Genomic DNA, 26236 nt, shown 5'->3' with positions numbered 1-26236 from the left:
TTGTCGACAGTCTGAAACGCCCTACAAAGGGCGTTTGTTATATATTCCAGCCATGATTATTATTTAGACAAGGTCAAACAACTCATTTTACCGGTTGTTTAACTTCCCACTTATCAACTACTGTAACACCAAGGTTTTGAAAGCTGTCCATTTCGGTGAATATTCTCGGTACCTCTTCTAATGAAATCGTTTGAGTTACTAAGGAGCCTGGCCGTAACTTCCCTTTTTCAACCATTTCAAGCATATAAGGATATCTTGATGGCTGCATGCCGAGTGATCCGACAATTTGGATTTCCTTTTGAACGATAATATCAATTGGAAGTGGAATCATTCCTTGTTCTTCTCTGGTGGTTAAACCAATTTGTAAATGCCTTCCTCTTTTTCGAAGACTATTAACGGAAGCCTGACAGGTTTGCGCAATACCTAAAGCGTCAATCGATACGTGTGCTCCGCCTTTAGTTATTTCCCGAATTGCCTCTGGAACATTTTGAGTCTTTGCATTTACCGTCGCAACCGCACCTAATCTTTTGGAAAATTCGAGTTTATCTTCTCCAATGTCAACCGCAATGACATTGGCGCCTAGAGCGGTAGCAATTTGAACAGCCGATAAGCCAACTCCCCCACAGCCATGAACGGCTACCCACTCACCGGGCCTGACCCCAGCCTGATCGGTTATACCATGAAAAGCAGTCATAAAGCGGCAACCCATTCCGGCAGCTTCAACAAAGCTAATATTTTCTGGGAGGATGATTAAATTCGTATCAGCATTTGGCACATGAGTAAATCGGCCATAGCCTCCCCATGTAGAAAACCCCGGCATTTGGATATTTTCACAGATATTATGATGTCCGCTTTGGCAATAAGGACATGTGCCATCACCGAGTGTAAATGGAACAATTACCCGGTCGCCCTGTTTAAAGTTTTTTACGTTTTTACCTACTTCCTCAATCACTCCCGTAAATTCATGACCTAAAACGTGTGGAAGAGGAAGTTTGATTCCAATCCAGTCCCAATCTCCTTGCCAGGCATGCCAATCGCTCCTGCAAACTCCATTTGCTTCAACTTTCAAGACAACACCATCTGGTGAACATTCGGGATCAGGCATTTCACGAACGACCAATGGCTTTTTGAATTCTTCTAAAACAAGTGCTTTCATCAAGGAATTCCCCCTCACGTTTTTAAAAAACTTTCCATCGCCAGAACGCTGGAATGTATACGCTTACAATTGTTTAAACTATTAAATACTCACCTCTTTCAATTAAACTTATGCAAGAATCAGATAAGTAAAGGCTTGGTGAGCCTGCATAGAAAAGATCATATCATGTATTATTTATGATGACTTTGGTTGATAAATTCCTAGTTTCCATTTTATGGAATAACATGTTAATTTTATATTACTAACTATATAGAGTCAAGCCATATAAAATATAATGGTCTACAAATCTCTTACTCCAAAATTGCTGCCATCCCCCCTTCTATGCGGGCGCATCTTCGTTCTTTTTATTTAATTTATTTCTGATTTAGTTGTGTCCGAAATAGGATTGCTTTAGATTTTGCCACCATTTCCTGTTTATCGTTATAAATCGAACACTCCGTGTGAACTAAAGTTTTACCCAGTTTTTCAAGACTGGCATTTGCTATCAAATATGTACCAGCAGCGGGTTTCAAAAAAGTAACATTTAAATCAACGGTTACAGCTTGTTGGATACCATCTTCATTGGCTGGTAACAAGTTTGATACGGCCACATCAGCTAGTGAAGAAATGATACCACCATGTATAACTCCTGCACTGTTAATGAATAGGTCCTGAACTGGCAAAATAATTTCCAAACGATGATCATCAATCTTTTTATATTTCAAACCTAAGAACTCATCAAATGGCTGCTTTATAAACATGATACACCTCTTAATTAAATTAGTTTTACTATATCTTCAATATAAAAGAAACGAATTCCTCTTTAATAAAACTGTTACTTTAAGTACATAGTTTTACGTATTGTTCCAGGCAATTCTATTTAAAAGTAAATAGTCCTTTTTTCTTAACATAGTTAAATGATAAAATATAAATTAATAAACACTATTAATATAGGGATTACTTCATTTTTGGAGGGTTACATTTGAAGATTCTTATTGTCGAAGATGAAATTAGGATAAGTAATTTGCTTAAAATATATTTAAGCCGGGAATCGTACCAAGTTACCGTAACAGATAATGGGGACGATGGTTTGGCGCAGGCACTGCAGGAAGACTATGATTTAATCATCTTGGACGTATTTATGCCAGGAAAAAATGGCTTTACCGTCCTTGAGGAAGTAAGAAAGTTAAAAGATACACCGGTTATTATGCTTTCTGCTCAGAATGAGGAGCAGGGACTAGGTTTGGGGGCAAATGCGTTTATCTCAAAGCCGTTCAGCCCTGGTGCAGTGGTTTCGAAAGTGAAAGAAATCTTATCAGCAAAAAACTAACAGAGCAGCTGGAGCAGCTGCTCTATTTCACTTTTTCAAATAATTTATTTTCAATTCTTGTCTCGATTTTTTCAATCGTCTTTAAATCTTCTTTAATTTGCTGCTTATTACTAACCACTAATTCCTTAAAACTCAAAATTCTTTTTCTCATTGGTTTCTCCACCTTTCTATATTTTTATTATATATAAAGTGGTAACCTTGAAATCCTCCGATTTATTACAATTTTTTGAACTTTATATAAAAATTGATGTTTTATCAGGATGATAAATCCTTCCTCTATTTGTTCCTGTATAAGGCAAATCGCTCAGTGAAAAAAGGTAGGCAGCTACTCTTGGGGAGGGCAGCGAAAGGAAGCTGCATAATTCCGTGTTGGTTATTGAGGGCTTTATGAGCAGAAAATAGTCTCTCATTCCTTGCAAATATGCATCCTTTGACACGGTGCCGCAGCGCGGGCAACTCCATTTTCTCCAATCATATCGCATTGACAGATAAAGGCATGTCGGGCATTGGACGCCTGGCAAGATTTCACTTGTGCAACTCCCAAACATGTTCTCAATCGGACTATTTAATGGTGTATGCTTTTTTCGCAAAAGTGTCTTCAGCTTTTTGAAAGTGGCCTGGTCGAGACAGTCTCTTTTGTAATGCTGTTCCATTTCTTTTATCCTGCTAACAATGTCTTCAGCTCTGCCAATCTTTTTCTCGGCCTCTGTATAACCTTGACTGATTCTGATTTCAGCGGAAGATCTACTAAAAAATACAACTCGATTTTCCATCGGCGGAAAAGGAACTTTGTTTTTCTCAAAAAAATATTTGAGGAGAATACTATGACGATTGGATTGGGTCACTGGGTTTTGATAAATATGTTTAGATTCACTTATTTCTTGGATTAGTTGGAGTTTATCTATGGTAGCGTACCAGAGTAATTTTTTGTTTCAAGAGGGATGATGACTTTTGGAGAAAACATGAGGGCATCGATTTGAAAGAAGGTTTTTCCTATCGGAAGTCTCAGGCCATGAAAAATATGATAGTTTTATTTTGGGATAAGGCTCAGGTAATAATTTAATGTGACTCGCCTTTATGGCCTGTACGTAAAATTCTTATATTTTCTCTACATTAGCGAACTTTTTATGAGAAAAGGGATCCGTTTTATCCCATAAATTTAGAGAGAGCGGAGGCCCTGGCAAGAAGACTATCACCAAATCACCCGATAAGACCTGAGGTGGATGATATCCTTCTGGTCCTAGATATTCGACCGAAAGCATTCACAGATTCACCGCTATCTACAAATTTTTTGGGGTTATCTTCAAATTTGGAACCGATATCTACAAATTTTCCAAGAGTATCTACAAATAGACCCTCCACCCTAAAAACCATCAACCTAGACACAAAAAAAAATCAGGGGAATCTCCCTGATTTCATAACTCAAGCCGTATTATTGGCCCTTTTTCTGGCTCTCAAGAACTTCACTACATTCAACACAATCGTTTTCGTAACAGCATAAGTAGGGACACCCAAAACCATCCCGAGTATACCCGCCAAATTGCCTGCAGCAAGTAGGATAATGATAATTGTGGCCGGGTGGGTATCTAGCGTCTTGCCAAGAATCATCGGCGACAACAGGTTTCCTTCAATTTGCTGGGCAATCAAGATGACTAGTACAACTAGCAGTGCTTTTGTTGGCGAATCAAACAGGGCGATCAATACTGCAGGGGCTCCTCCCAAAAACGGACCCACATATGGAATGATGTTGGTTAAAGCTACAATTAGCGCAAGTACTAATGCATATGGCATATCAATAATCATGTAACCGATAAACGACAACGTTCCCACTGCTAAGGCAACCGTCACTTGTCCTTGGATATAGGCAGATAAAGTCTCCCCTGTTTCTTTTAATATCGAAAGACCTTCTTCCCGATAATCAGACGGAATAAACTTGCTGACGGCAATCGGGAATTTCTTACCATCCTTAAACATGTAAAACAGCAAAAAGGGTACGGTGACTAAGATGACCGCAATGTTGGTAATGACCCCAATGATATTCCCAAGACCACGTGTAATATTGTCTGGCAATGTATTGGCAAACTCTATCAATCTTTTCTGAACCGACTCAATTAGATTAGTTTGTTCAGTCATAAGTCGTTTAAATTCGGATGACTTGGACAACTCATTTACAAAATCCATTGTTTTATCTGCGTAAACCGGTATTTCGTTAGCAAGAGCCGTGACCTGCTTGGTAATAGCAGGCACGAGATTGCCAATTGCCAAAACCAGCAGACCTGCAAATACCACATAAATAATCAAGATCGCTACTACTCGCGGTATTCTTCGTCTTTCCAAAAAGTTAACAATTGGATTTAGCATAAAAAATAGGAATCCGGTAATGAGAATCGGGAAAAAGATGGTTGAGAAAAAGATGCCGATTGGTTGAAATAAAAATGAAATTTTACTGGATACATAAATGATGGAGACAATCAATAAAATTTGAATCAGCCAGTATTGTAATTTTGACTTTGACAATGCACGTACCTCATATTCATTTTTGTATTTTTATAGTAAAAGTATATCAAACCCACCGAATTAGGTACAATCTTTTCCATATCCTTTCTTTTTACTCATTCAAAAAAGCGACCAAATTAGGCCGCTTCTTAATCAAGATTGACATTATTTATTTAAGGCATTGACTGCATTAATTAAACCATTGCCTGAATAGGCATCATTACCAGGTTTAAATACATCCTCAGCAGACTGGAGAATTTTTTGTTTTACTTGGGCTGGATTTAGAACATCCTTTCCATACTTAGCAATAACGACTCCAGCAAGTGCAGCTGTTTTCGGTGCTGCCATAGATGTACCGGCATAATAGGCATAACCGTGGCCAGTAAAATTGCCATTTGCATCATAGACTGGAACCGAACTTAAACAAAGGTAAGAATTGTCTCTGCCAGCTCCTGTTGCTGGGTCATAATTCGGACCTAAATCGCCGCCTGGTGCCATGACATCAATTTTTCCAACGCCATAGTTTGAGTAGAATGCAAGATTTTTCTCTTTGCCGCCTGCAGAAACACGAATCATCGTTTGGCTGCTAGGGCTGCGGTGAACAGAGCCTGGATCGCTGCCGGAAAGCTGGCCTGGACTGGTAATATTGACACCGTCATTACCTGCAGAACCTACTACTGTAACGCCCTTTTGGATGGCATACTGGATGGCCCGATTAAATAAGCGAACATCAGCCACTACATCTTTCGTCGCATAAGCCGGGTCCTGGAACCAATCATAGCCGCCAAGTGACATATTGACGACATCCACGTTATCGTCGGCAGCTGTCATTAACGCTTCCGCAATATCACTAGTTGACGCTCCACCTGTTGGACCAAACACACGGTAGGCAGCCACCTTTAGTTCAGGCCCCACACCAAGAATTCTCCCATTGCCCGCAATCGAACCAGCTACATGGGTACCATGCCCATCTTGGTCAAATGCATCCGGGTAGCCCTCTACAAAGGATTTACCGTAAGCGTAATTGGCCTTTATATCAGGATGGTTGTAGTCAATTCCAGTATCCACGACAGCAACCACAATATCATCACCGGAAACCGGCTTCCCTGTACCGCCAGGAAGACTCCAAGATGCACCGTTATTGGTAACTTGCTTAATATCCCACTGGAGTTGGTTGTAAAGGTCAGCCCCCGCAGTTAATCCATCCAATGCAACTGCTTCTTGGTATGCAGGCTTTTCAGGATACACGGTATTTTCTGCCCCGGCCTCCATAACAAGACTAGATTTAGTGACAGTTGCTAAAAAACTCGGATTGGTCGAACTTACTTCAACTGCACCCAATTTTTCTAACTTGCCCTTAATTTTTCCTCCTGCATTTTGAATAAGCTTTTCATAGCCTGCAGGTAAGTTAGTTTGGTCCTTAAAAATAACTATGTAACTTTTACTTACCGGTGCTGCATTGCTTTTCGTGACGCCGCTGCTAAATACTAGCGAAGTCCCCAAAGCTAGTGCCATCGCACCTCCAAATGCCTTTTTTTTAATCCCCATAACCTGTCCCCTTTCCATTTTCCTAATGTTCATTATATTCAATAAAATTAAACTATTAAATCATACTTCTTTCTCATTCTGTAGACGGAAACTGAGCCATTTCGACATGCACGTCCACTCCCTATCCAAATCGTCTTAATTCCCGAACGCATCTTAGATTCTTCTAATAAAATGAACTAGTTAGGTTTTCGAAGGAGTGGTGAAATGAGTGCAATTAGCGGAAAAGACTATATAAACCGAATCGATCAATTACAAACAGAAATTTGGCTGGATGGGCAGCGAATTGAAGGGAAGATTTCGGAACATCCTGCATTTAAAGGCATTATCCAAACAAAGGCTTCCCTCTATGACTTACAGAAAAACCCTCAGTTTCAAGACGAAATGACTTACGATTCACCAGAGTCCGCGAATCCTATTGGGCTTTCTTACTTACAGCCTAGAACTAAAGAGGATATCCTTAAACGGCGAAAAATGATGGAGATTTGGGCAAGACACACCCATGGGTTATTGGGCAGGAGCCCAGATTATATGAACAGTGCTCTAATGGCGTTCGCCTCTTCCAGAGGGTTTTTAAAAGATAAAAAGCATTGTTTTCCAGAAAATATCGAGGCCCTTTATAAAAGGGCAAGAGAAAATGACCTTTCTTTTACCCATACGTTTGTCAATCCTCAGGTGAATCGATCACAGTATTATTTTGAAAACTCCAAAGAACCAATTGCTGCAAAAATGGTGGGGCAAAACGAAAAGGGTATCATCATAAAAGGGGCGCGTCTGTTAGCGACACAAGGCGGATTGACCGATGAGGTACTGGTGTTTTCCAATGGCGGTGTGACGGATGAGGAACATGCTTTTGCTTTCTCTATCCCATCAGATACCCCGGGGGTAAAATTTATTTGCAGAGAGTCGTTTGTGAACGGGGAATCCTTGTTCAATTACCCATTAAGTTCCCGTTATGAAGAAATGGACACCATGGTGGTGTTTGACCATGTGCTTGTTCCCTGGGACCGGATTTTTTATTATAACAACGTTGACGCAGCTATAGAATTTGTGCCACAAAGCTCGTTTCAATCTTTTGCCTATCATCAGGTCATTACCAGACAAGTGGTCAAAACCGGGTTTATTTTGGGAATAGCAGAGCTCTTAGTTGATACCATTAATGTCAGCGGGTATCAGCATATTCAGGAAAAACTATCAGAAATCATCATTGGTCTCGAGACAATGAAAGCACTTCTCGAAAAGTCAGAGGAGGAAGCCAAAATCGATGAATGGGGAATCATGAGACCCAGCATAATCCCCCTACAAGTTGCCAGCAATATTTACCCGAGGATTTACCCAAGATTTGTAGAAATCATCCAGCTCATTGGGGCTAGCGGAATGGTTTCTTTACCGAGTGAAAAAGACTTTGCTTCCACCATAAAAGAGGATTTAGGACTCTATCTTCAAGCAGCCAATCGGGATGCCGAAGACCGGGTAAAAATTTTTCGTTTGGCTTGGGATTTGACCATGAGCCCATTTGGCACTAGACAAACCCAGTATGAAAGATATTTCTTTGGTGATCCGATTCGATTATCCAGCTATTTATACCATTCCTATCCAAAGGAAAAATACATGAAGCAGGTTGTTGAATTTTTAAACCTAAATCCTTAGTAGCTGATGTGCCGGGCCAAATTACATTCTAGTAATTGGAGCAAATATGGCCCGGATCTGATGTTTTTATAATCTAGAGAGCAATGGACGACTATTCTGCCACGTCACCTTGACCGGCAACCCAAAATAATCCGAAAGCCGCTCCTCGGTTAACATTTCACATGTTTCACCCGCAGCAATGACTTGTCCCTCTTTTAGTAACAGTGTTTTTTTGAATTCTGGTAAAATTTCTTCGACATGGTGGGTTACATAAATGATAGCTGGCGCACCAGGCTGTTTTATGATAGCTGAGATGGATTCAAGCAATTTTTCACGGGCAATAAAATCCAGGCCATTTGTCGGCTCATCCAGAATTAGAAGCTTAGGGTCAGCCATCAACGCGCGAGCGATTAGGACCCGCTGCTTTTCACCTTGAGACAAAGTTTCATAGTTTTGGTTGGCATATTCAATACAGCCGAGCTCTTCTAGCAGCCTTATTGCTTTTTGTCGCATTTCATCGGTTGGGACATCATACAATCCGATAGTGGCAAATGCGCCGCTTAGAACGACTTCAAATGCATTATCCCCTGAATGAAGTTTCCCTTGTAGTGACGAGGAAACAAAACCAATTTGCCGGCGCAGTTTTTCCCCTAGATAGGTTTTGCCAAATTCCATCCCCAATACCGATACATGTCCTTTTGTTGGAAAATAGTAGGCATTGAGTAGATTTAAGATCGCTGTTTTCCCAGACCCATTTAATCCGAACAGAACCCAATTTTCCCCTGATTCAATCGTCCAATTTACTTCTTGTAAAATAGATTTTCCATCTCTTACTAATGAGACATTTTCTAGTTGTACGATCATTTCAATCAATCCCTTACTTTCTTGTCCATAATAATAGATTCATTTTATTATAGTATCAAAATTTTCAGAAAACACAAGTTAAGTGGCTTTCATCTGAGTGAAACATAAAGACCCGACTCTACTCGGGCCCTTTGATTACAACAAGTTTTCGAATGCCTCTCGATTAATCATGTTCGGTGGCATTTTCCCCTGCAAACCACTTACCAGATTTTCCGCAGCTAACATCGCCATTTTTAACCGGGTTTCATGGGTGGCAGACCCAATATGGGGAACTGCTACGACGTTATCCATGGTTAAAAGCTTGTTATCTGGACTGACCGGTTCCTGTTCAAAAACATCAAGCCCCGCTGCCAGAATTTCCTTATTTTCAAGTGCTTGAATGAGTGCTGCTTCATCAACGGTTGCTCCCCGGGAAGCATTAATGAAAATGCCACTGTTCTTCATCCAATTGAAATGTTTTTCTCCAATCAACTTTACGGTTTGCGGTGTCAATGGGGTCAGCAAAACTACGAAATCGGATTGCTTACACAATTCTTCTAGAGAGCAATAGACAGCATTTAATGTTTGCTCTGCTTCTACATGTCGGGAACGATTATGATAAAGAATCGGCATATCGAATCCAAAATGTGCTCGTTTAGCTACGGCGGTGCCAATCCCCCCCATTCCGATAATCCCTAACACTTTATGATGGACATCTGTTCCATAAAGATTGACACCATCGTCAGCATTCCATTGTCCCCGTTTCACATACTGGTTTAATTCTGGGATTCTCCTAGCAGCAGCTAGAATTAAACCCATTACCGTGTCAGCAACTGTATCATTGAGAACTCCCGGTGTATTGGTTGCCATGATTTTTCTTTTGGACAGCTCTGGAATCTGAAAATTATCATATCCTACTGCAATATTGCTGACGATTTTCAAATCGGGCGCCTGGTCTAATAATGCTGAATCTACTTTAACACCAGATGTCAGCAATCCTTGTGCGTCCCTCAGTGTTTCATAAAAGCTTGGAAGGCTTTCGGTATCCAGCCTTTCAAAATTGGTGACCTCGCACGATTCACTAAGAAAATCCAAGACTCTTGGACTGACTTTATTATAAGCAACTACCACTTTTGGTTTCATTTATAACACAGCCTTCCTTTTAATTTTTTGGCTCTGTTAAATTTGACTGTTGATTTCCGCTCCAGTCGCTCAGCGAACCCGCGGGCGTGCCGGAGAGCCTCCCCGGGCTTTAGCGCCTGCGGGGTCTCTGTACTCCCGCAGGAGTCGAGCTTATCCTCTCCAATCAACAGGTTTTAAAAATCAACATTATCGTTTAACAGAGACACCCATGCAAAACTTTTGCACCATGGGGTATGAAAATAAGCGGCCTTGTCTATAATGTTTGGTCATTATTTTAAACTCGCTTATTTTCAGGGTAGCCAATTTTTTTAGATTTCCACTATGTACAAATTCTATTTTATTATTGTCATCACCATAAATCAGCCTTTTTGCCAAAATAATTTTTTGATTATTTTCACTCTAGTAACCTAAAATGATAAAAATGTGGTACTATTCTAATAAATAAAAATTTGGGAGTGTTAGCTCATGAATCAACTAGTCAACCGCGCTTACAACTTTAACGCCGGTCCTTCTGCCCTTCCCCTTCCGGTACTAGATAAAGCCCAACAGGAGCTGATTGATTTCCGTGGTACGGGCATGTCCGTCATGGAGCTCAGCCATCGAAGTGCTGCCTATGAAGAGGTACATAACCAAGCCATTGCACTTTTAAAAGAATTACTGTCAATTCCGGAAGATTACGAGGTTTTGTTCGTACAAGGCGGTGCCAGTCTGCAGTTTTCCATGATTCCTATGAATTTCTTAAAATCGGAACAACAGGCAGGTTATATTATGACCGGTTCTTGGTCAGAGAAGGCCTTTTCTGAGGCAAAATTATTTGGAAATCCCTATCATGTGGCCAGTACGAAAGAAGGCAAATACCGCCGGATTCCAAGTTTGGATGAACTGAAATTCAATTCTGATGATGCCTATGTCCATTTAACATCCAACAACACGATTTATGGAACACAATGGCAGAAATTTCCTGACACTGAAAATGTTCCGTTAGTGGCCGATATGTCCAGCGACATCTTTTCCAAGCCTTTTGATGTGAGCAAGTTTGCGTTAATTTACGCCGGCGCACAGAAAAACCTAGGTCCTTCAGGAGTGACTGTAGTCATCATTCGCAAAGACTTGTTGGAGAAGGCTAATGCCAATATCCCCACTATGTTAAAGTACAGCACTTTCTCTAAAAACAATTCCTTGTATAACACTCCACCAACCTTTGGCATCTACATGCTCGGTGAAGTGTTAAATTGGGCTAAAAGCATTGGCGGAATCGAAGAGATTGCCAGAAGAAATGAGGAGAAAGCCAAGCTGATTTATGATGCCATTGACCAAAGTAACGGTTTTTACCTTGGACATGCTGAAAAAGACAGCCGTTCCCTCATGAACATTACTTTCCGTTTAAAGGATGAGGAATTAGAGAAACAATTCCTCGCTGAGGCGAAGAAAGAGGGCTTTATCGGGGTAAACGGCCACCGTTCAGTAGGAGGCTGCCGTGCTTCCACCTATAACGCGGTACCGTATGAAGCATGTAAAGCATTCAGCCAATTTATGGTTCAATTCCAGCAGATTAATGGATAAATAATTCGAAAACAACCGTCAAGTCCTTAAACAAGACTTGGCGGTTGTTCTATTTGAATTCTATTATTTTCCCAAGAGCGAGTCCAACTTGATTAAGAATCAACATAAGAACGAAACCGATTGGAAAGCTCCACCATATCATTGCCCAGTCAATGAAATCCCGACTGAGCGTGTAGTAGAAAAAGTAAATCGAAAAGGGAATCACCAAGATGATCGATGTCACCACGCCCGGTGTGTATCTTTTGAAATATAAGAACTGTCCGATATGGGTAAATGAATGAATAAACAAAATGGTGACCACTGAGAGGATGCCAAGCAGTGTCCAATCTTCTCCCTGACCAAAGATAGCCAAGAAGGTGACTATTACTATCCCGATATATTCAACCAAAACAGCAACAGAAAATCCTGCCGTGCTACGTGGAAGAACCTGATTGATGTATTGGTGAAACCTCTTTGGCACTATCTGAAATACGTCCTCCTTATTCTTGCTTAACCAGCCCTCGACGGTAATAATTTCCTCGAAATCATGCAAGATAAATATGCTTGCCACCATCCAGATAAGCACTGTGATTGTCATTTGTTTCTCCTTCCCCTCTTTGCGTCTACTGTAAGAAATCTAAAAAAAGATGACCCATTTGTGTTTGAGTCACCTCTTTCCTATTATAAAAAATGGATAAGAGCAGCCCAAAGCAGGCAAGCGCCAACAAAAGCAGAATTCCAATTCCTATCAGCAATCCCTGTCCCAAACATGTTCTTGCCCTTTTTGAAACTAATCACAATTTCTGCAATATGTGCAATAATGGTGATGGGCAAGCTGTACGGTCCAAGTCCTCTCCAAAAAACGAAGTGGATTTTATTATATAGCTTAAAGGAAATATATACCATTAATAGGAGTTATTTTAAAAATATTAATTTATCTGCTTGCTAACTTTCTAAACCACCGATAGCCTTTTCTAATGCCATCTACGATGAAAAATGGTATTGGTGGATGGTATTTATAAATGAAGGGAAAATAAATTTTTTCTAAAGCCTTTTTTAAGTCATCCCACTTTCGGTCATATCCCTGCTTGTAAAAATCGGAAACATCTACTATGTAACCACGTCCGTTATTCATCACCACATTTTTGCCGTGAACATCATAAGGATTGAGCCCAACAGATTTAGCGTAATCCAATCCATTATCCACATCCTCTATTACCGTACGGGGAATGGGCTGGCCCTGTACAATGGCATCAAATAAAGTAATGCCAGGTATGTTTTTTAGGACTAAATAGTGTTCGCCATATGCATAAAGGAACGAGTATGCCCGGTGAACTCCTAACCTTTGATATACAGCGATTTCCTTGTTTATTTGTTCCGGGTTTCTTGCATAAACCTTCACTACATACCGTGGAAAGGATGGATGGGCAAAGACACCTGCATAGTTCCCTGTTCCAACTGTTTTCCAGAGTTTGGTTTGATTCCTAACGTTTATAGGCTCAAAGGGACGCTCGGCAGATAAATGGATATGGGGAAGTAATTCTTGTTCTATCAAGTTTATAAACTGCTTCATTTGCACACCTTCTAAGCTTCTAGTAAAATGATATCGTTCCATATCGGAAACAATCCCATCTTGATTAGTCATATATACCTTTTCCAAGAAAGTATGGCTAATTTGTGAAAATAATTCCTTTATCTTTAAGCGGATTGATTATACACTTATAGGTAAGATTTCTGATTTAGAAAGGTGATTATATGGGTTTCCCAGTCTTAGATACACAACGTTTGAAATTAATTGAAATCACCCCCCGCCATGTAGACAGTATTTTTGAGATATTGTCATTTGAACAAGTGACACAATATTATGGTACAGATCGATTCGTACTACCGGCAGAGGCCGCAAAACTGATTGATATGTTTCGAAAAAACTATATAGAAAAGCGTGGTATTCGCTGGGGAATAAAATTGAAAGAGAATCAAAGGATTATCGGATCTCTTGGACTCAACGGACTTCAATTAAAAAATAAACGGGCTGAAATTGGCTATGAACTACATCCCGCCTATTGGCGAAATGGGTATACTTCAGAAGCCATTGAAGAAGTGTTGCGCTATAGTTTCCAAGAACTTGATTTATATCGGATAGGTGCAGTCGTTTACCCGGAGAATCTGCCTTCTCTCAATCTTCTTCAAAAGTTTGGCTTTACGAAGGAAGGCTTGCTACGCGGATATTTTAAACAGCATGATCAATTTCACGATACATACGTGCTCTCTTTATTAAAACCAGAATGGGAAAAACAAGGATGACTCAATTTAAAATGAATCTGAGCCATCCTGGCTTCCTTATTCTTCAAAATATTCCTCAAAATCTTTTAAATTCTTTGTTTCTCCTTTTTCAAAGTATGGATTTTCTTCCGTTGGTTCCTTTGGATCTAAATTAGTTTTAATCACTAACATTGGGCTGGACGGGCGATCCACAATAACTCTGTCGTTTAGTTCCTGAAAATCAGGCAATTTTTTATTACCAGGCTGTCTAGGCTCCACATTTACACCTCCTGGTATATAGATTGCTGATTTCACTTATTTTCCATTCATTCATCAAACATTTGCTTTTAAGTAGAAAAAAACTAGGAAGTAAATACCTCCTAGTTCATATTATTCTTCTTCCCCTCCGACTAAGAAGTCGGGATTTAGTTCCTCGAATTCTTCGTCGTCAACATCCATTCCCCAATCTTCGTCCTCATCCTTGCAGCCGTCCGGATTGATGCGAACACAAACTTTTGTCTCTCCGATTACCTCCACAAGAAATTCCCTTTCTACGTGGACGATGATCCGATTGCCGTTCGGGGAGATGACTGCTTCTGTACAATTTGGCTGCTGCAGTACTCGTGCAACTACTTCATTGTCATCCAAGCAGTCTTGGTCACGATACTTTAACTTTATAACATCAGTATATTGAACACGTTCAGTAACCACTTCCGTTTTAGTGTTTTCGTTATAGGAATACCAAACGTTGATGTCATAGGAGCCGTGTATCTCTACTGTTTTGCCAACTTTTTTTGCGCTGTATTTATGGTTGATAATCCAACAACCAAGGATGCTCGTTGGATTATGCGCCGGGCTAATTGTATGATTGGACTGAGTGAATTTACGTCCTTTCGCTACTACGGCCTTGGTAATTATCTCTCTGTATTCTCCCATTTCGCGCGTACCCTCCTCATTTCTGATTCACTTCATCCTATGCGAATGTCTAGACTAGTGTGATATCTAATCTTTAATTCCTGGATAAATGTTTAATTCATGATTCATAGTATGCGGAAATATTAGGTATGTGCCTTAATGGACTCTATTTCCCCAGTCTCATGTACAAAAAAAGAGGCCATCTCAAAATCATGAGACAGCCTCTTAACTTATTAATGATCGTGATGGTGATCATCATGATCGCAGGCATCGGTGCCGTTTTTTAAACTGGCTCCAGTTTCCCCGCGCAACAAATCTCCACCAGTTGAAGTAATAATTTCATCTGTGACGGTATTGGAAATGGTCGAAGCAATGATTTGAAGTAATTCGTTCACATCAAGCTGTGACTGCTTAAACTCCTGCACCACTGGAATTTCGTCTAATTCTTGTTCAATAGAAGCAATTTTATCCTCTACCTTTTTTAATGCTTCATGTTTTCCATAATGTTGGAGGTTTACTGCTTGTTTCTGCAATCCCTTAATATCTGCTATTAAGGTCCTCACTTTTGGATTTTCATGAATAAGAGCTTCAGCTCTCTTAAAAAAATCTACTTCGTCTGTATCTGCAATCATCCGCGCCAAGTCTCTTGCAGATGCTACAATATCGTCTTTGGTATACTTTACCACCTTATTTCACCTCTGCTGCTTCTAATTCTTCCACCATTTCTCCGTTTAGTGACCATGTTTTTGCTTCTGTAATTTTCACTTTCACAATTTTGCCGATAGCCGTTTTGGGACCTTTAAAATTGACAAGCTTGTTCTTTGTGGTATATCCGGCCAGGACATCTGGATTATTCTTGCTTTCCCCATCAACAAGTACTTCGACAATTTGGCCCTCATATTTTTTCATTGCTTGTGCTGACAACTCATTGACAAGATTATTTAACCTCTGCAGACGTTCTTTCTTTACTTCCAACGGAACATTATCGACCATTTTTGCCGCAGGTGTTCCCTCTCTTGGAGAATAAATAAACGTATAGGCTGTTTCATATCCTACCTCTCGATATAGAGACATGGTTTCTTCGAATTGCTCTTCGGTTTCATTTGGATAGCCAACTATAATATCGGTAGTTAATGTTACATCCGGAATGGCTGCCTTAATTTTTCTTACAAGTTCTAAATATTGTTCTCTAGTATACTTCCTCGCCATAATCTTTAATACATCAGTGGAACCTGATTGCACTGGCAAGTGAATATGGTTCATTAAATTGCCACCCTTTGCCAAGACTTCAATCAAGTGATCATCAAAGTCACGCGGATGGCTTGTCGTAAAGCGGATTCTTGGGATATCAATTTTACGTAACTCATCCATTAAGTCACCAAGTCCATATTTTATATCTTCAAAGTCTTTCCCGTAAGCATTAACGTTTTGACCCAGGAGTGTCACTTCCTGATACCCCTGTGCTGCAAGATGACGAACTTCTTGAATAATTTCCTCTGGTCGGCGGCTGCGTTCCTTACCACGTGTAAATGGAACAATACAATAGGTACAGAATTTATCACAGCCATACATAATGTTTACCCATGCCTTGATATTGCCACGACGAACTTTTGGCAGGTTCTCAATAACATCCCCTTCTTTTGACCATACCTCAACAACCATCTCTTTGGACAGGTATGCTTCGTTAAGAATATGGGGCAGGCGATGAATATTGTGTGTTCCGAAAATCATGTCAACATGATGATAGGTCTTTAGAATTTTATTAACTACTGACTCTTCCTGGGACATACAGCCACAGACACCCAAAAGTAAATCTGGATTTTCCTTTTTTAATGCTTTTAGGTGACCAAGCTCTCCAAACACCTTATTCTCAGCATTTTCACGAATCGCACAAGTATTTAGGAGGATGACATTGGCGTCCTCTGTAGTGTCCGTTGGCTCGTATCCAAGAGCCTCAAAAATACCCGCCATAACCTCTGTATCGTGCTCATTCATTTGACAGCCATAAGTGCGGATGTAAAACTTACGCCCTTCTCCCATCCCTCTAAATTCCTCTGGGATTGAAAAATCATGATGATATTGAACATCTTCTTTACCACGCCTTTTTGCCTCTTTTAATGAAGGCGCCGTAATGACTCTTTCAAAATACTTGCTGTAATCCTTTTCGGATTTTTTGTCCGAAGGATTAGCAGTAGCTTGCTGACTTTCTATTCGTTGTTTTTCATTCATGGAATAAGCTCCTTTCAACTATTTTCTAAAAATCGTAAATGGTACTATTTTTTAATAATGAATCATACTTATGCTTTATCTGCACATTATTATAGTATAAAGGTTAACTGACATGAAAACAATAGAAAATACAGGCGTGGCGAGTGTTAAATACCTATTTATATCATTATTGATTGGCAGATTCACAATAAAAAAATCCCGGACTGACCGGGATTTTTTTACATTTTATTATACAAATTCTGCAACTAATTTATCAAAATAGGCTTGATCAAGAGATAAGTCAGCTTGAGTTAATGGAGCCTCTGAGTATCCATGAACCAATTCTTGATAGGACTTCTGCTCAGTGTTTTGATAAATAAGGCCAGTTACTAAGCCTTTGTGCTTCATCAATGTTTGCATAGCCAATTCACGATTGCTAGGATCATAACCTTCAACATCGCTTAATTTCGTAAGGTTTTCTTTAAACCAGTCATATGTGTTAACCTTGTTGTACGTTACACAAGGACTGAACACGTTGATTAAAGAAAATCCTTCATGCTTAATTCCAGCTTCAATTAAAGCAGTCAAATCTTTAAGATCTGTAGAGAAGCTTTGCGCAACAAATGTTGCACCTGTAGTCAAAGCCAATTCCATTGGTGAAATGGCTTGCTCGATGGAACCAGCTGGTGTAGATTTTGTTTTAAATCCTGCTGCAGAACGTGGAGAAGTTTGGCCTTTTGTTAAACCATAAATTTGGTTATCCATAACAATATAAGTGATATTAATATTACGGCGAATCGCATGAACCGTATGTCCCATACCGATGGCAAAACCGTCACCGTCACCGCCTGAAGCGATAACAGTTAGATCACGGTTAGCCATTTTGACACCTTGTGCAATTGGCAGTGAACGGCCATGGATTCCGTGGAAACCATAAGAATTAATATATCCGGAAATACGTCCTGAACAGCCGATTCCAGAAATGACTGCTAAATTTTCTGGCTCTAAGCCAACGTTTGCTGCTGCACGTTGAATTGCCGCTTGTACAGAGAAGTCACCACAGCCTGGACACCAGTTAGGTTTCACATCATTTCGAAAGTCTTTAAAAGTGGCCACTTAGAACAACTCCTTACATTTTGTATAAACTTCATGAGGCAAGAATGGATTACCGTCATATTTTGTATGATTTACGATTTTATCAGCGTGTCCTACATTCATTTTTAGGATATTGGCTAATTGTCCAGTTGCATTGTTCTCCACCACAACAACCTTTTTCGCTGCTTGAACAAGTGGAAGAACTTCTTCAGTAGGGAATGGATGAATTAGACGGATATGAGCATGGTTTACTTTCAAACCATCTTGCTCCAGACGTCCCATCGCTTCTTCGATTGCCCCACGTGTAGAGTTAAATCCAACAAATAATACATCCGGATTTTCATGTTTCACATTTTTATAGACAGGAGTGTTAAAACGGATATTTTTAAGTTTGCGCATCCGCTTATCCATTTGAGCTTGGCGATTGGCAGTTGTTTCAGAAGGTTTACCAGTCTCAGCGTGTTCTACACCGGTTACATGGTGAATACCATTTTTCATACCAGGAATAACACGTGGTGAAACGCCGTCTTCTGTCACTTCATACCGTTTGAAATAGCCTTTAGCACCAAGGTCAGGAAGTTCACCTGTTTCCAGCTTGCCTCGTCTGATTTCTACTTTTGAGAAATCAAGAGGTTCTACAGTCTGCTTACCTAATGATAATTGCAGGTCTGATAACACAATGACCGGACATTGATATTCTTCCGCAAGATTAAAGGCATCTGCTGTATCATAGAATGCTTCTTCTACAGTACTTGGTGCCATAACGATTTTTGGAATCTCACCGTGTGTACCATAAATCATTGCCATCAAGTCTGATTGTTCTTGCTTTGTTGGCAATCCAGTAGATGGGCCGCCACGTTGAGTATCAACAATGACAAGCGGAGTTTCTGTCATTCCAGAAAGACCGATTGCTTCCATTTTTAAAGATAAACCAGGACCTGCAGAAGCAGTTAGAGCACGAATTCCAGCATAGTTAGCTCCAATAGCCATTGTAGCTGCCGCTATTTCATCTTCTGTTTGAATGACGGTACCGCCAAGGTCAGGAAGCTTTTTAATTAAATATTCCATAATTTCTGAAGCTGGAGTAATTGGGTAAGCAGCCATGAAACGGCATCCTCCGGCAATAGCTCCAAGTGCAATAGCGTCGTTTCCAATCATGAACATCCGCTTTTTGCCATCAGCTTTTTCCAAATGCATTGGCTCGATTCCGGCCTCAAGGTTTGCCTTCATATTATCGAAACCAGTTTTGATGGCATCCATATTTTTGGCAACAACCTGGTCGCCCTTCTTGCCGAAGATTTCACGTACAACTTCTTCGAACACGTTAATATCTAAATCAAGAACAGCTGCAGTTGCACCAATGGCAACCATGTTCTTCATTAATGAAGTCCCAAGTTCAGTTGCAATTTCAGTGAATGGTACCGCATACAAAGGTGCTTGTGCATCCTCTGGTTTTACAGGATTAAATTTGGAATCTGCTAGGATTAGTCCTTTGCTATGAAGCTCTTTGTAATTCAAATCAATAGTTTCTTGGTCAAATGCGACCAGAATATCAAGATCATCCGAAATGGAACGCACTTGTGTTGTACTTACTCTGATTTTATTGTTGGTATGTCCACCTTTGATCCGAGATGAAAAGTGACGATAACCATACAAGTAATAGCCCAGGCGATTCAATGCAATAGCAAAGATTTCCCCAGTACTTTCTATACCTTCCCCTTGTTGTCCGCCAACTTTCCACGAAAGTTGATTGATCATGTCTTACACCCCTTTGGATATGTAAAAAGTTGTTTGATTCATGATAAGTGTAGTACTTTCCATGGTAATCACTAGAATTATGGCTTTTGTGTAAGTCAATAACTAGAATAATGGAGAGGTACTAAACGCTTTCAATTCTAGACCTATGTACAGAAAATTGCAACCCTTTCACTCAAAATATTGTCTAAAATATGAATATTTTTTTATTATTTAAAATGAACAGTTTTTAAAGGAATAAAATCCGTCTAATTTTCAAGAAAAACTGTTTATTTTTGTCAATTTTATCACGATTTCGCCCCCAATCTCTTGAGCTAGATATATATATTTATAAGACTATTTTTATATTTCAATATAATAATTTTATATTTCTAATATTCTTGTTTCCCCTGTAATATCTTAAGGCAATAAACACAAAAATACCTGCTTGTATAAAACAACCAGGTTCAAAGGTATAAATCTTATTTCCGCGATTTGAATATGTTCAAGACTTTATCGCGGTTCTACAATTAATTTTATAGCTGTGCGTTCTTCACCGTCGATTAAGATATCAGTGAACGCAGGGACACAAATTAAATCAACTCCGCTAGGCGCTACAAATCCTCGAGCAATGGCTACTGCCTTTACGGCTTGATTTAATGCACCCGCACCAATTGCCTGTATTTCTGCCGCACCTCTTTCACGCAGAACTCCGGCAAGTGCACCAGCTACAGAATTAGGATTAGATTTTGCTGAAACCTTTAATATTTCCATTCCTAGCTCCTCCTCGTAAAATCCCGATTCCGCATGAGCAGTTTCATGAACCAATCAGGTATATAACATTCCACTGCTACTATATTCGGAGCGAGAAAAACATATTCCAGCTTGGACAAAAAAATCCAAAACAAAAGCACTAGAACCTTTATTTGACAAGGAAAAATAGAAATAAAAAAAAGAGCAAAGAGTCTTTGCCCTAAGAATAAAACGGATGATCATCATTGATTAAAATCGGTTCAATTTTTTTTGCTTGGCCTGTTTTTTGGTCTAGTTCAATATTCACGGCACTTAATTGATTCCTACCGCCTTCCGTCACCTCAAACCGGGAAGGTAGGTTAGTAAGAAAGCGTTTTAGAACCGCCTCTTTTTCGACCCCTAGGATACCGTCATACGGCCCTGTCATCCCAACGTCAGTCATAAACGCTGTGCCTCCAGGTAATATTCGATGATCGGCTGTCTGGACATGCGTATGAGTCCCCACCACCGCTGAGACTTTCCCATCTAAATACCAACCGAGTGCCTGTTTTTCGCTGGTAACTTCAGCGTGAAAATCGACAAAGATAAATGGGGTCCGCTTTCTAGCTGCCTCCACCAACTCGTCTGCCTTTCGGAAAGGATCATCAATCGGATTCATGAAAGTCCTTCCTTGTAAATTAATGATTGCGACCTCTAACTGATTCAACTTTAAAAATATCATGCCTTGGCCAGGATTATTTTGCGGAAAATTGGCTGGCCGCACTAAGTATTTTGCCTCATTTATAAATTCAAATATTTCCCGATTATCCCATGCATGGTTGCCAAGTGTTACTGCTTGTGCACCCTGTTCTAGGAATTGACGATAAATCTTTTCGGTAATGCCTTTTCCGCCAGCGGCGTTTTCACCATTGATAATCGTTATATGGGGGCGATACTTTTCTTTTAATTTTGGTAGGTAGTCTTTTACCATATCCCTGCCAGGTGAGCCGACGACATCACCAATAAATAATAAATTCATATTTACGACCTTTCGATTTCGATTAGATTAATGTTATGAAAGTTTTTCTTTAGAAAACTGATTGACCATCCACCCTACCCTTAAGTTGAAAGTTCCTTGTTCGACATTTAAAAAAGCGGTGCAAATGCACCGCTTATTTTGCGTATTCAACAGCTCGTGTTTCACGGATGACTGTCACTTTAATATGCCCTGGATAATCAAGCTCTTCTTCTATCCGTTTGCGAATATCACGTGCCAATCGATGTGCCTGCAAATCATCGACAGCATCTGGTCTTACCATAATCCGAATTTCACGTCCAGCTTGAATAGCAAAGGATTTTTCCACACCTTCAAAGGATTCAGAAATTTCCTCCAACTTCTCAAGACGGCGAATATAGTTTTCAAGTGTTTCACTGCGGGCTCCAGGTCGTGCAGCTGATAAGGCATCTGCTGCTGCAACTAAAACGGCAATAATCGAGGTTGGTTCGGTATCACCATGGTGGGAAGCAATACTGTTGATCACAACAGGATGTTCCTTATATTTCGTTGCGAGTTCCACACCGATTTCTACATGGCTTCCTTCCACTTCATGGTCAATTGCTTTCCCAATGTCATGGAGCAATCCAGCTCGCCTTGCTAATGTTTCATCTTGACCCAGTTCTGCTGCCAGTAAGCCAGAAAGCTGTGCCACTTCCATCGAGTGTTTTAACACATTCTGACCATAACTTGTTCTGAATTTTAAACGACCCAGGATCTTAATTAGGTCTGGATGGAGTCCATGCACGCCGACTTCAAACGTGGTTTGTTCACCCACTTCACGGATGTACTCATCCACTTCACGACGGGATTTTTCAACCATTTCTTCAATGCGGGCAGGGTGAATACGTCCATCTTGTACCAGCTTTTCAAGGGCTAAGCGGGCTGTTTCCCGGCGAATTGGATCGAATCCTGATAGAATGACAGCTTCCGGTGTATCATCGATTATTAAATCAATACCGGTTAGAGTTTCAAGCGTACGAATGTTACGTCCTTCACGGCCAATAATCCGGCCTTTCATTTCATCATTTGGAAGGTTCACGACTGATACAGTCGTTTCTGCAACATGGTCAGCTGCGCAACGTTGGATCGCTAATGAAAGAATTTCTTTCGCTTTTTTGTCAGCTTCCTCTTTTGCACGGTTTTCGCTTTCTTTAATCATAACTGCCGTTTCGTAGGATAGTTCATTTTCTGTCCGATCAAGAATTATTGATCTTGCTTCCTCACGGGTTAAGCCTGAAATTCGTTCGAGTTCTGTCTGTTGTGCACGTACCAACTCGTCCACTTTGCTTTCCATCTCTTCAATATGCTGTTGTCTTTGATCTAGAGAATCATCCTTCTTTTCTAAAAGAATTTCACGCTTATTTAACGTTTCATCCTTTCGATCTAAATTCTCTTCTCTTTGCAGTAAACGGTTTTCTTGTTTTTGCAGTTCATTTCTTCGTTCGCGAACCTCACGTTCCGCTTCGGTACGAAGCTTGTGAATTTCGTCCTTTGCCTCAAGCAGCGCTTCCTTTTTTAATGTGTCAGCATCACGCTTTGCATCTTCTAGGATTTGCTCTGCGGCATTTTTTGCCCCTGCAATTTTTGCTTCAGCAATGGATTTACGAATAAAATAGCCAACAACGGCACCGACGATAAGGCCAAGCAAAATGGAGATGATGAGTAAGATTGGTTCCATCGTTACACCTCCTCTTGCTATGAACTTTTGTTACATTTTTTTAAGTGTCGGCATGTACATTGTTTAGACTCAACATACAGCAAGCACTAAGGCTTTTCAAATTGTAATTTTGACAAAAATGTAAAATATACATGTTAATTGTAAAGGTGGGACTATACATTGTCAAGGTTAGTCGGAAAAGCATTTTGAAATATTTCGAATTTCGTAAAATTATTTTCACTTTTTAATAGAAATGATCATGAATAGAATTGGTGTTTTGTGTATAAATATTCATTGTTATAGAAAAGAGCAAAACCTATAAATGGGTTTTGCTCAGACAACTAATCTAATAATTCAAATTGCTCGTCATCTTCCGCTTCTACAACGGTTTTGTCACCATCTAATCCGTAATGTTCACGAATTTTTTGCTGGACTTCTAGACGCACATTGGGATTTTCCTTTAGGAATAGCTTAGCATTCTCACGCCCCTGGCCCAGTCTTTCATCATTGTAGGAATACCAAGCACCACTTTTTTGGACAATATCCAGTTCGGCTCCCATGTCGATGATTTCTCCCTCTTTGGAAATACCTTCACCATACATAATGTCCACTTCAGCTGTTCGGAATGGCGGAGCGACCTTGTTCTTGACAACTTTAATCTTTGTCTTGTTTCCGACCATTTCGTTACCTTGTTTTAAAGTTTCAGCACGGCGGACTTCAAGACGGATGGTGGAGTAGAATTTCAATGCACGACCGCCAGGTGTCGTCTCGGGATTTCCGAACATTACTCCGACTTTCTCCCGAATTTGGTTTATGAATACAGCGATGGTTTTTGATTTGTTAATGGCGCCTGAAAGCTTACGAAGGGCTTGTGACATCAAACGGGCTTGCAAACCTACGTGAGCGTCCCCCATTTCGCCTTCAATCTCTGCTTTAGGCACTAATGCTGCTACAGAGTCAATAACGATAATATCGATTGCTCCACTTCGGACTAATGCTTCTGCGATTTCAAGTGCTTGCTCACCAGTATCAGGCTGGGAAAGCAATAATTCATCAATATTCACACCTAATTTTTGTGCGTAAGCCGGGTCCAGGGCATGCTCCGCGTCAATAAACGCTGCTTGTCCGCCTTTTGCCTGTACTTCAGCAATGGCGTGTAGGGCTACTGTGGTCTTACCTGAGCTCTCCGGTCCATAAATCTCAATAATCCGTCCACGGGGGTAGCCTCCAACACCAAGTGCCACATCAAGCGCGAGCGATCCGCTAGGGACCGTGGATATTCTTGTTTCGGCCTGTTCGCCCATTTTCATAATGGACCCTTTACCGAACTGTTTTTCTATTTGTTTTAGCGCCATTTCTAAGGCGGCCTTTCGGTCTGACACAAATAGTTCCTCCCTTTATTTAAAAGTAAAATTAAATTGCTGCTGGATTCTATCAAAACAAAAATAAAACCTATTAATAATATAACCTCTTTTCAACATTTTGTCGAGAAAAAACACGAACATCTATTCGACATTTATAAAGCCAATTATATCCGTCTACAGGACATAAATGCGGCTTTTCTTTGATTTTTCAAATCCCATAGAGGCCGAAAAAAAGCTTTTCTCAACTTATCAGACAAATTTTTTTATGCACAAAAAATCACAGAACCGCTCTTAGGCGTTCTGTGATTCTTTCAAGTATTTTAGTATAAAATAACAACCGTATTTCACGCAACGGACCCGAATTTGCTCTCTCGTTCCGCCTAGATTTAATTTCTCAACACGTGTTGGTTTTCCTTTGACAGCAATCCCAATATAAACAGTTCCGGCCGGCTTCCCTTCCAGCTCACCTGGCCCTGCCACACCGGTAAAACTCACCCCAATGTCGGTGTGAAACATCCCGGCAATATTTTCTGCTAGTTCCCTCGCACATTGCTCACTGACGGCTCCATGTAGATCAAGTGTTTCCTGTTTTACGTTTACAACCTGATGTTTGATTTCGTTCGAATAACAAACAACACCGCCCCTAAACACCGAGCTGGCACCAGAAACGGACGTCAGCCCTTGCTGGAACATTCCTCCGGTTAAGCTTTCAGCCGCCGTAATCGTTAACTGTTCCGCTTTTAAATGCTTCATCAATTCCTCCATTAGTGAGGTTTGATTGTAGCCGTAAAGAAACTCTCCTACCCGATCGGTAATCTTCTTTTCTATTTCATCAAGCATCGATTCTGCTATTTTTCTATCGGCATGTTTTGCGGTTAACCTTAGTGTGACTTCTCCATCTCCAGCTAGCGGAGCAATAGTTGGATTGGTTTGGGCATCAATTAAATCGATAACTTCCGTTTCCAATGCGGCTTCCCCAATTCCAAAGAAGCGCAACACTCTTGAAACAATTTGTTCTTGCGTACCTGTTTTCATGGACAAAGCTTCCATCCCATACTCTACAAACATTGGCTCCATTTCTTTCGGAGGTCCTGGTAAAAGCATATAAATGTGATGATCGTTGGCTGCCACCATTCCTGGTGCCATTCCATGATTGTTCGGAAGAATGGTTGAGCCGTCGATCACAAGCGCCTGTTTACGATTATTTTCAGTCATTACCCGGTTCGACTTTTTAAAATACTCTTCAATATAACCTAACGCCGTTTGATCCATTACAAGTTTTCTTCCAAGATGACGGGCAATCGTTTCTTTCGTCAAATCATCTTTAGTCGGGCCGAGTCCACCTGTAAAAATGATAATGTTCGACCTTTGTTCAGCAATGTCAATTGCTGACTTTAACCTTTCCGGGTTATCCCCGACAACGGTATGATAAAATACATTGATTCCAGCCCCGGCTAAATGCTGAGACAAAAATCGTGCATTTGTATTGACAATTTGACCTAACAAAAGTTCAGAGCCTACCGCAATAATCTCAGCATTCATATCCAAC

The 26236-nt window shown here is 40.4% G+C and carries 25 protein-coding genes; 4 read left to right on the top strand and 21 right to left on the bottom strand.

Going from position 1 to position 26236, the window contains the following annotated elements:
* Positions 1-82: 82 nt before the first annotated feature.
* Together BN2425_RS06580 and BN2425_RS06575 are read right to left on the bottom strand one after the other, a co-directional pair.
* A complete protein-coding gene (locus BN2425_RS06580; protein WP_042456554.1) occupies positions 83-1156 on the bottom strand; it encodes a zinc-dependent alcohol dehydrogenase family protein in 1074 nt (357 codons plus the stop codon).
* Positions 1157-1509: 353 nt separating this feature from the next.
* Positions 1510-1896: a PaaI family thioesterase gene (locus tag BN2425_RS06575; protein WP_042456552.1), complete on the bottom strand. Its 387-nt coding sequence runs from the start codon at positions 1894-1896 to the stop codon at positions 1510-1512.
* A gap of 221 nt (positions 1897-2117) precedes the next feature.
* Between BN2425_RS06575 and BN2425_RS06570 the strand changes: the two genes are divergently transcribed.
* Positions 2118-2465, top strand: coding sequence for a response regulator transcription factor (locus BN2425_RS06570; protein WP_052352789.1), 348 nt, complete (start codon positions 2118-2120; stop codon positions 2463-2465).
* Between the two features lie 22 nt (positions 2466-2487).
* On the opposite strand, the gene BN2425_RS22450 is transcribed toward BN2425_RS06570, so the two are convergent.
* The 4 genes from BN2425_RS22450 to BN2425_RS06555 form a co-directional block, all read right to left on the bottom strand.
* Positions 2488-2616 carry an FbpB family small basic protein gene (locus BN2425_RS22450; RefSeq protein ID WP_154663467.1) on the bottom strand — a complete coding sequence of 43 codons (129 nt, stop codon included), beginning with the start codon at positions 2614-2616 and terminating at the stop codon, positions 2488-2490.
* Positions 2617-3366: 750 nt separating this feature from the next.
* Positions 3367-3486, bottom strand: a complete 120-nt coding sequence (locus tag BN2425_RS23505; RefSeq protein WP_081798015.1) for a nuclease-related domain-containing protein — start codon at positions 3484-3486, stop codon at positions 3367-3369.
* A gap of 401 nt (positions 3487-3887) precedes the next feature.
* Positions 3888-4982: an AI-2E family transporter gene (locus tag BN2425_RS06560; protein ID WP_042456549.1), complete on the bottom strand. Its 1095-nt coding sequence runs from the start codon at positions 4980-4982 to the stop codon at positions 3888-3890.
* 144 nt (positions 4983-5126) lie between these two features.
* Positions 5127-6509: a S8 family serine peptidase gene (locus BN2425_RS06555; protein ID WP_042456546.1), complete on the bottom strand. Its 1383-nt coding sequence runs from the start codon at positions 6507-6509 to the stop codon at positions 5127-5129.
* A gap of 204 nt (positions 6510-6713) precedes the next feature.
* On the opposite strand from BN2425_RS06555, the gene hpaB reads away from it, so the two are divergent.
* A complete protein-coding gene (gene hpaB / locus BN2425_RS06550) occupies positions 6714-8156 on the top strand; it encodes a 4-hydroxyphenylacetate 3-monooxygenase, oxygenase component (RefSeq protein WP_042456543.1) in 1443 nt (480 codons plus the stop codon).
* 66 nt (positions 8157-8222) lie between these two features.
* On the opposite strand, the gene BN2425_RS06545 is transcribed toward hpaB, so the two are convergent.
* Both BN2425_RS06545 and BN2425_RS06540 read right to left on the bottom strand, forming a co-directional pair.
* Positions 8223-8999 carry an ABC transporter ATP-binding protein gene (locus BN2425_RS06545; RefSeq protein ID WP_042456540.1) on the bottom strand — a complete coding sequence of 259 codons (777 nt, stop codon included), beginning with the start codon at positions 8997-8999 and terminating at the stop codon, positions 8223-8225.
* A gap of 135 nt (positions 9000-9134) precedes the next feature.
* Positions 9135-10121, bottom strand: a complete 987-nt coding sequence (locus BN2425_RS06540; RefSeq protein WP_042456537.1) for a 2-hydroxyacid dehydrogenase — start codon at positions 10119-10121, stop codon at positions 9135-9137.
* Between the two features lie 465 nt (positions 10122-10586).
* On the opposite strand from BN2425_RS06540, the gene serC reads away from it, so the two are divergent.
* A complete protein-coding gene (gene serC, locus BN2425_RS06535; RefSeq protein WP_042456534.1) occupies positions 10587-11684 on the top strand; it encodes a 3-phosphoserine/phosphohydroxythreonine transaminase in 1098 nt (365 codons plus the stop codon).
* Between the two features lie 49 nt (positions 11685-11733).
* On the opposite strand, the gene BN2425_RS06530 is transcribed toward serC, so the two are convergent.
* Together BN2425_RS06530 and BN2425_RS06520 are read right to left on the bottom strand one after the other, a co-directional pair.
* Positions 11734-12261: an HXXEE domain-containing protein gene (locus tag BN2425_RS06530; protein ID WP_052352788.1), complete on the bottom strand. Its 528-nt coding sequence runs from the start codon at positions 12259-12261 to the stop codon at positions 11734-11736.
* Between the two features lie 336 nt (positions 12262-12597).
* Positions 12598-13308 carry a protein kinase family protein gene (locus BN2425_RS06520; protein WP_235714576.1) on the bottom strand — a complete coding sequence of 237 codons (711 nt, stop codon included), beginning with the start codon at positions 13306-13308 and terminating at the stop codon, positions 12598-12600.
* A 110-nt stretch (positions 13309-13418) separates the two neighbouring features.
* On the opposite strand from BN2425_RS06520, the gene BN2425_RS06515 reads away from it, so the two are divergent.
* Positions 13419-13967, top strand: a complete 549-nt coding sequence (locus BN2425_RS06515; protein ID WP_042456526.1) for a GNAT family N-acetyltransferase — start codon at positions 13419-13421, stop codon at positions 13965-13967.
* A 36-nt stretch (positions 13968-14003) separates the two neighbouring features.
* On the opposite strand, the gene BN2425_RS06510 is transcribed toward BN2425_RS06515, so the two are convergent.
* The 11 genes from BN2425_RS06510 to BN2425_RS06460 all read right to left on the bottom strand — a co-directional run bounded on the left by BN2425_RS06510 (position 14004) and on the right by BN2425_RS06460 (position 26229).
* Complete coding sequence (locus BN2425_RS06510) at positions 14004-14204, bottom strand: hypothetical protein (RefSeq protein ID WP_042456522.1); 201 nt, start codon at positions 14202-14204, stop codon at positions 14004-14006.
* Between the two features lie 111 nt (positions 14205-14315).
* Entirely contained in the window at positions 14316-14861 is a 546-nt protein-coding gene (locus BN2425_RS06505) for an outer spore coat protein CotE (RefSeq protein ID WP_042456519.1), read from the bottom strand.
* A 212-nt stretch (positions 14862-15073) separates the two neighbouring features.
* A complete protein-coding gene (locus BN2425_RS06500) occupies positions 15074-15526 on the bottom strand; it encodes a RicAFT regulatory complex protein RicA family protein (protein ID WP_042456517.1) in 453 nt (150 codons plus the stop codon).
* A gap of 1 nt (position 15527) precedes the next feature.
* The gene (gene miaB, locus BN2425_RS06495) at positions 15528-17069 is read right to left on the bottom strand and encodes a tRNA (N6-isopentenyl adenosine(37)-C2)-methylthiotransferase MiaB (protein WP_042456514.1); all 1542 of its coding nucleotides are present in this window, start codon (positions 17067-17069) and stop codon (positions 15528-15530) included.
* 228 nt (positions 17070-17297) lie between these two features.
* Entirely contained in the window at positions 17298-18164 is an 867-nt protein-coding gene (locus BN2425_RS06490) for a 2-oxoacid:ferredoxin oxidoreductase subunit beta (protein WP_042456512.1), read from the bottom strand.
* Positions 18165-19901, bottom strand: coding sequence for a 2-oxoacid:acceptor oxidoreductase subunit alpha (locus tag BN2425_RS06485; protein WP_042456509.1), 1737 nt, complete (start codon positions 19899-19901; stop codon positions 18165-18167).
* A gap of 489 nt (positions 19902-20390) precedes the next feature.
* Entirely contained in the window at positions 20391-20651 is a 261-nt protein-coding gene (gene spoVS, locus BN2425_RS06480) for a stage V sporulation protein SpoVS (RefSeq protein ID WP_038541258.1), read from the bottom strand.
* Between the two features lie 199 nt (positions 20652-20850).
* Positions 20851-21648: a TIGR00282 family metallophosphoesterase gene (locus BN2425_RS06475; protein WP_042456504.1), complete on the bottom strand. Its 798-nt coding sequence runs from the start codon at positions 21646-21648 to the stop codon at positions 20851-20853.
* Between the two features lie 133 nt (positions 21649-21781).
* Positions 21782-23344, bottom strand: coding sequence for a ribonuclease Y (gene rny, locus BN2425_RS06470; RefSeq protein ID WP_042456501.1), 1563 nt, complete (start codon positions 23342-23344; stop codon positions 21782-21784).
* 320 nt (positions 23345-23664) lie between these two features.
* A complete protein-coding gene (recA, locus tag BN2425_RS06465; RefSeq protein WP_042456499.1) occupies positions 23665-24705 on the bottom strand; it encodes a recombinase RecA in 1041 nt (346 codons plus the stop codon).
* A gap of 273 nt (positions 24706-24978) precedes the next feature.
* Positions 24979-26229 carry a competence/damage-inducible protein A gene (locus BN2425_RS06460; protein ID WP_042456496.1) on the bottom strand — a complete coding sequence of 417 codons (1251 nt, stop codon included), beginning with the start codon at positions 26227-26229 and terminating at the stop codon, positions 24979-24981.
* Positions 26230-26236: the final 7 nt, after the last annotated feature.

Origin of the sequence: Neobacillus dielmonensis, assembly GCF_000612665.1 — a bacterium.
GTDB lineage: Bacteria > Bacillota > Bacilli > Bacillales > Cytobacillaceae > Neobacillus > Neobacillus dielmonensis.
The sequence above is the reverse complement of the archived record's forward strand: the minus strand, read 5'-3'. Positions and strand labels throughout refer to the sequence as shown.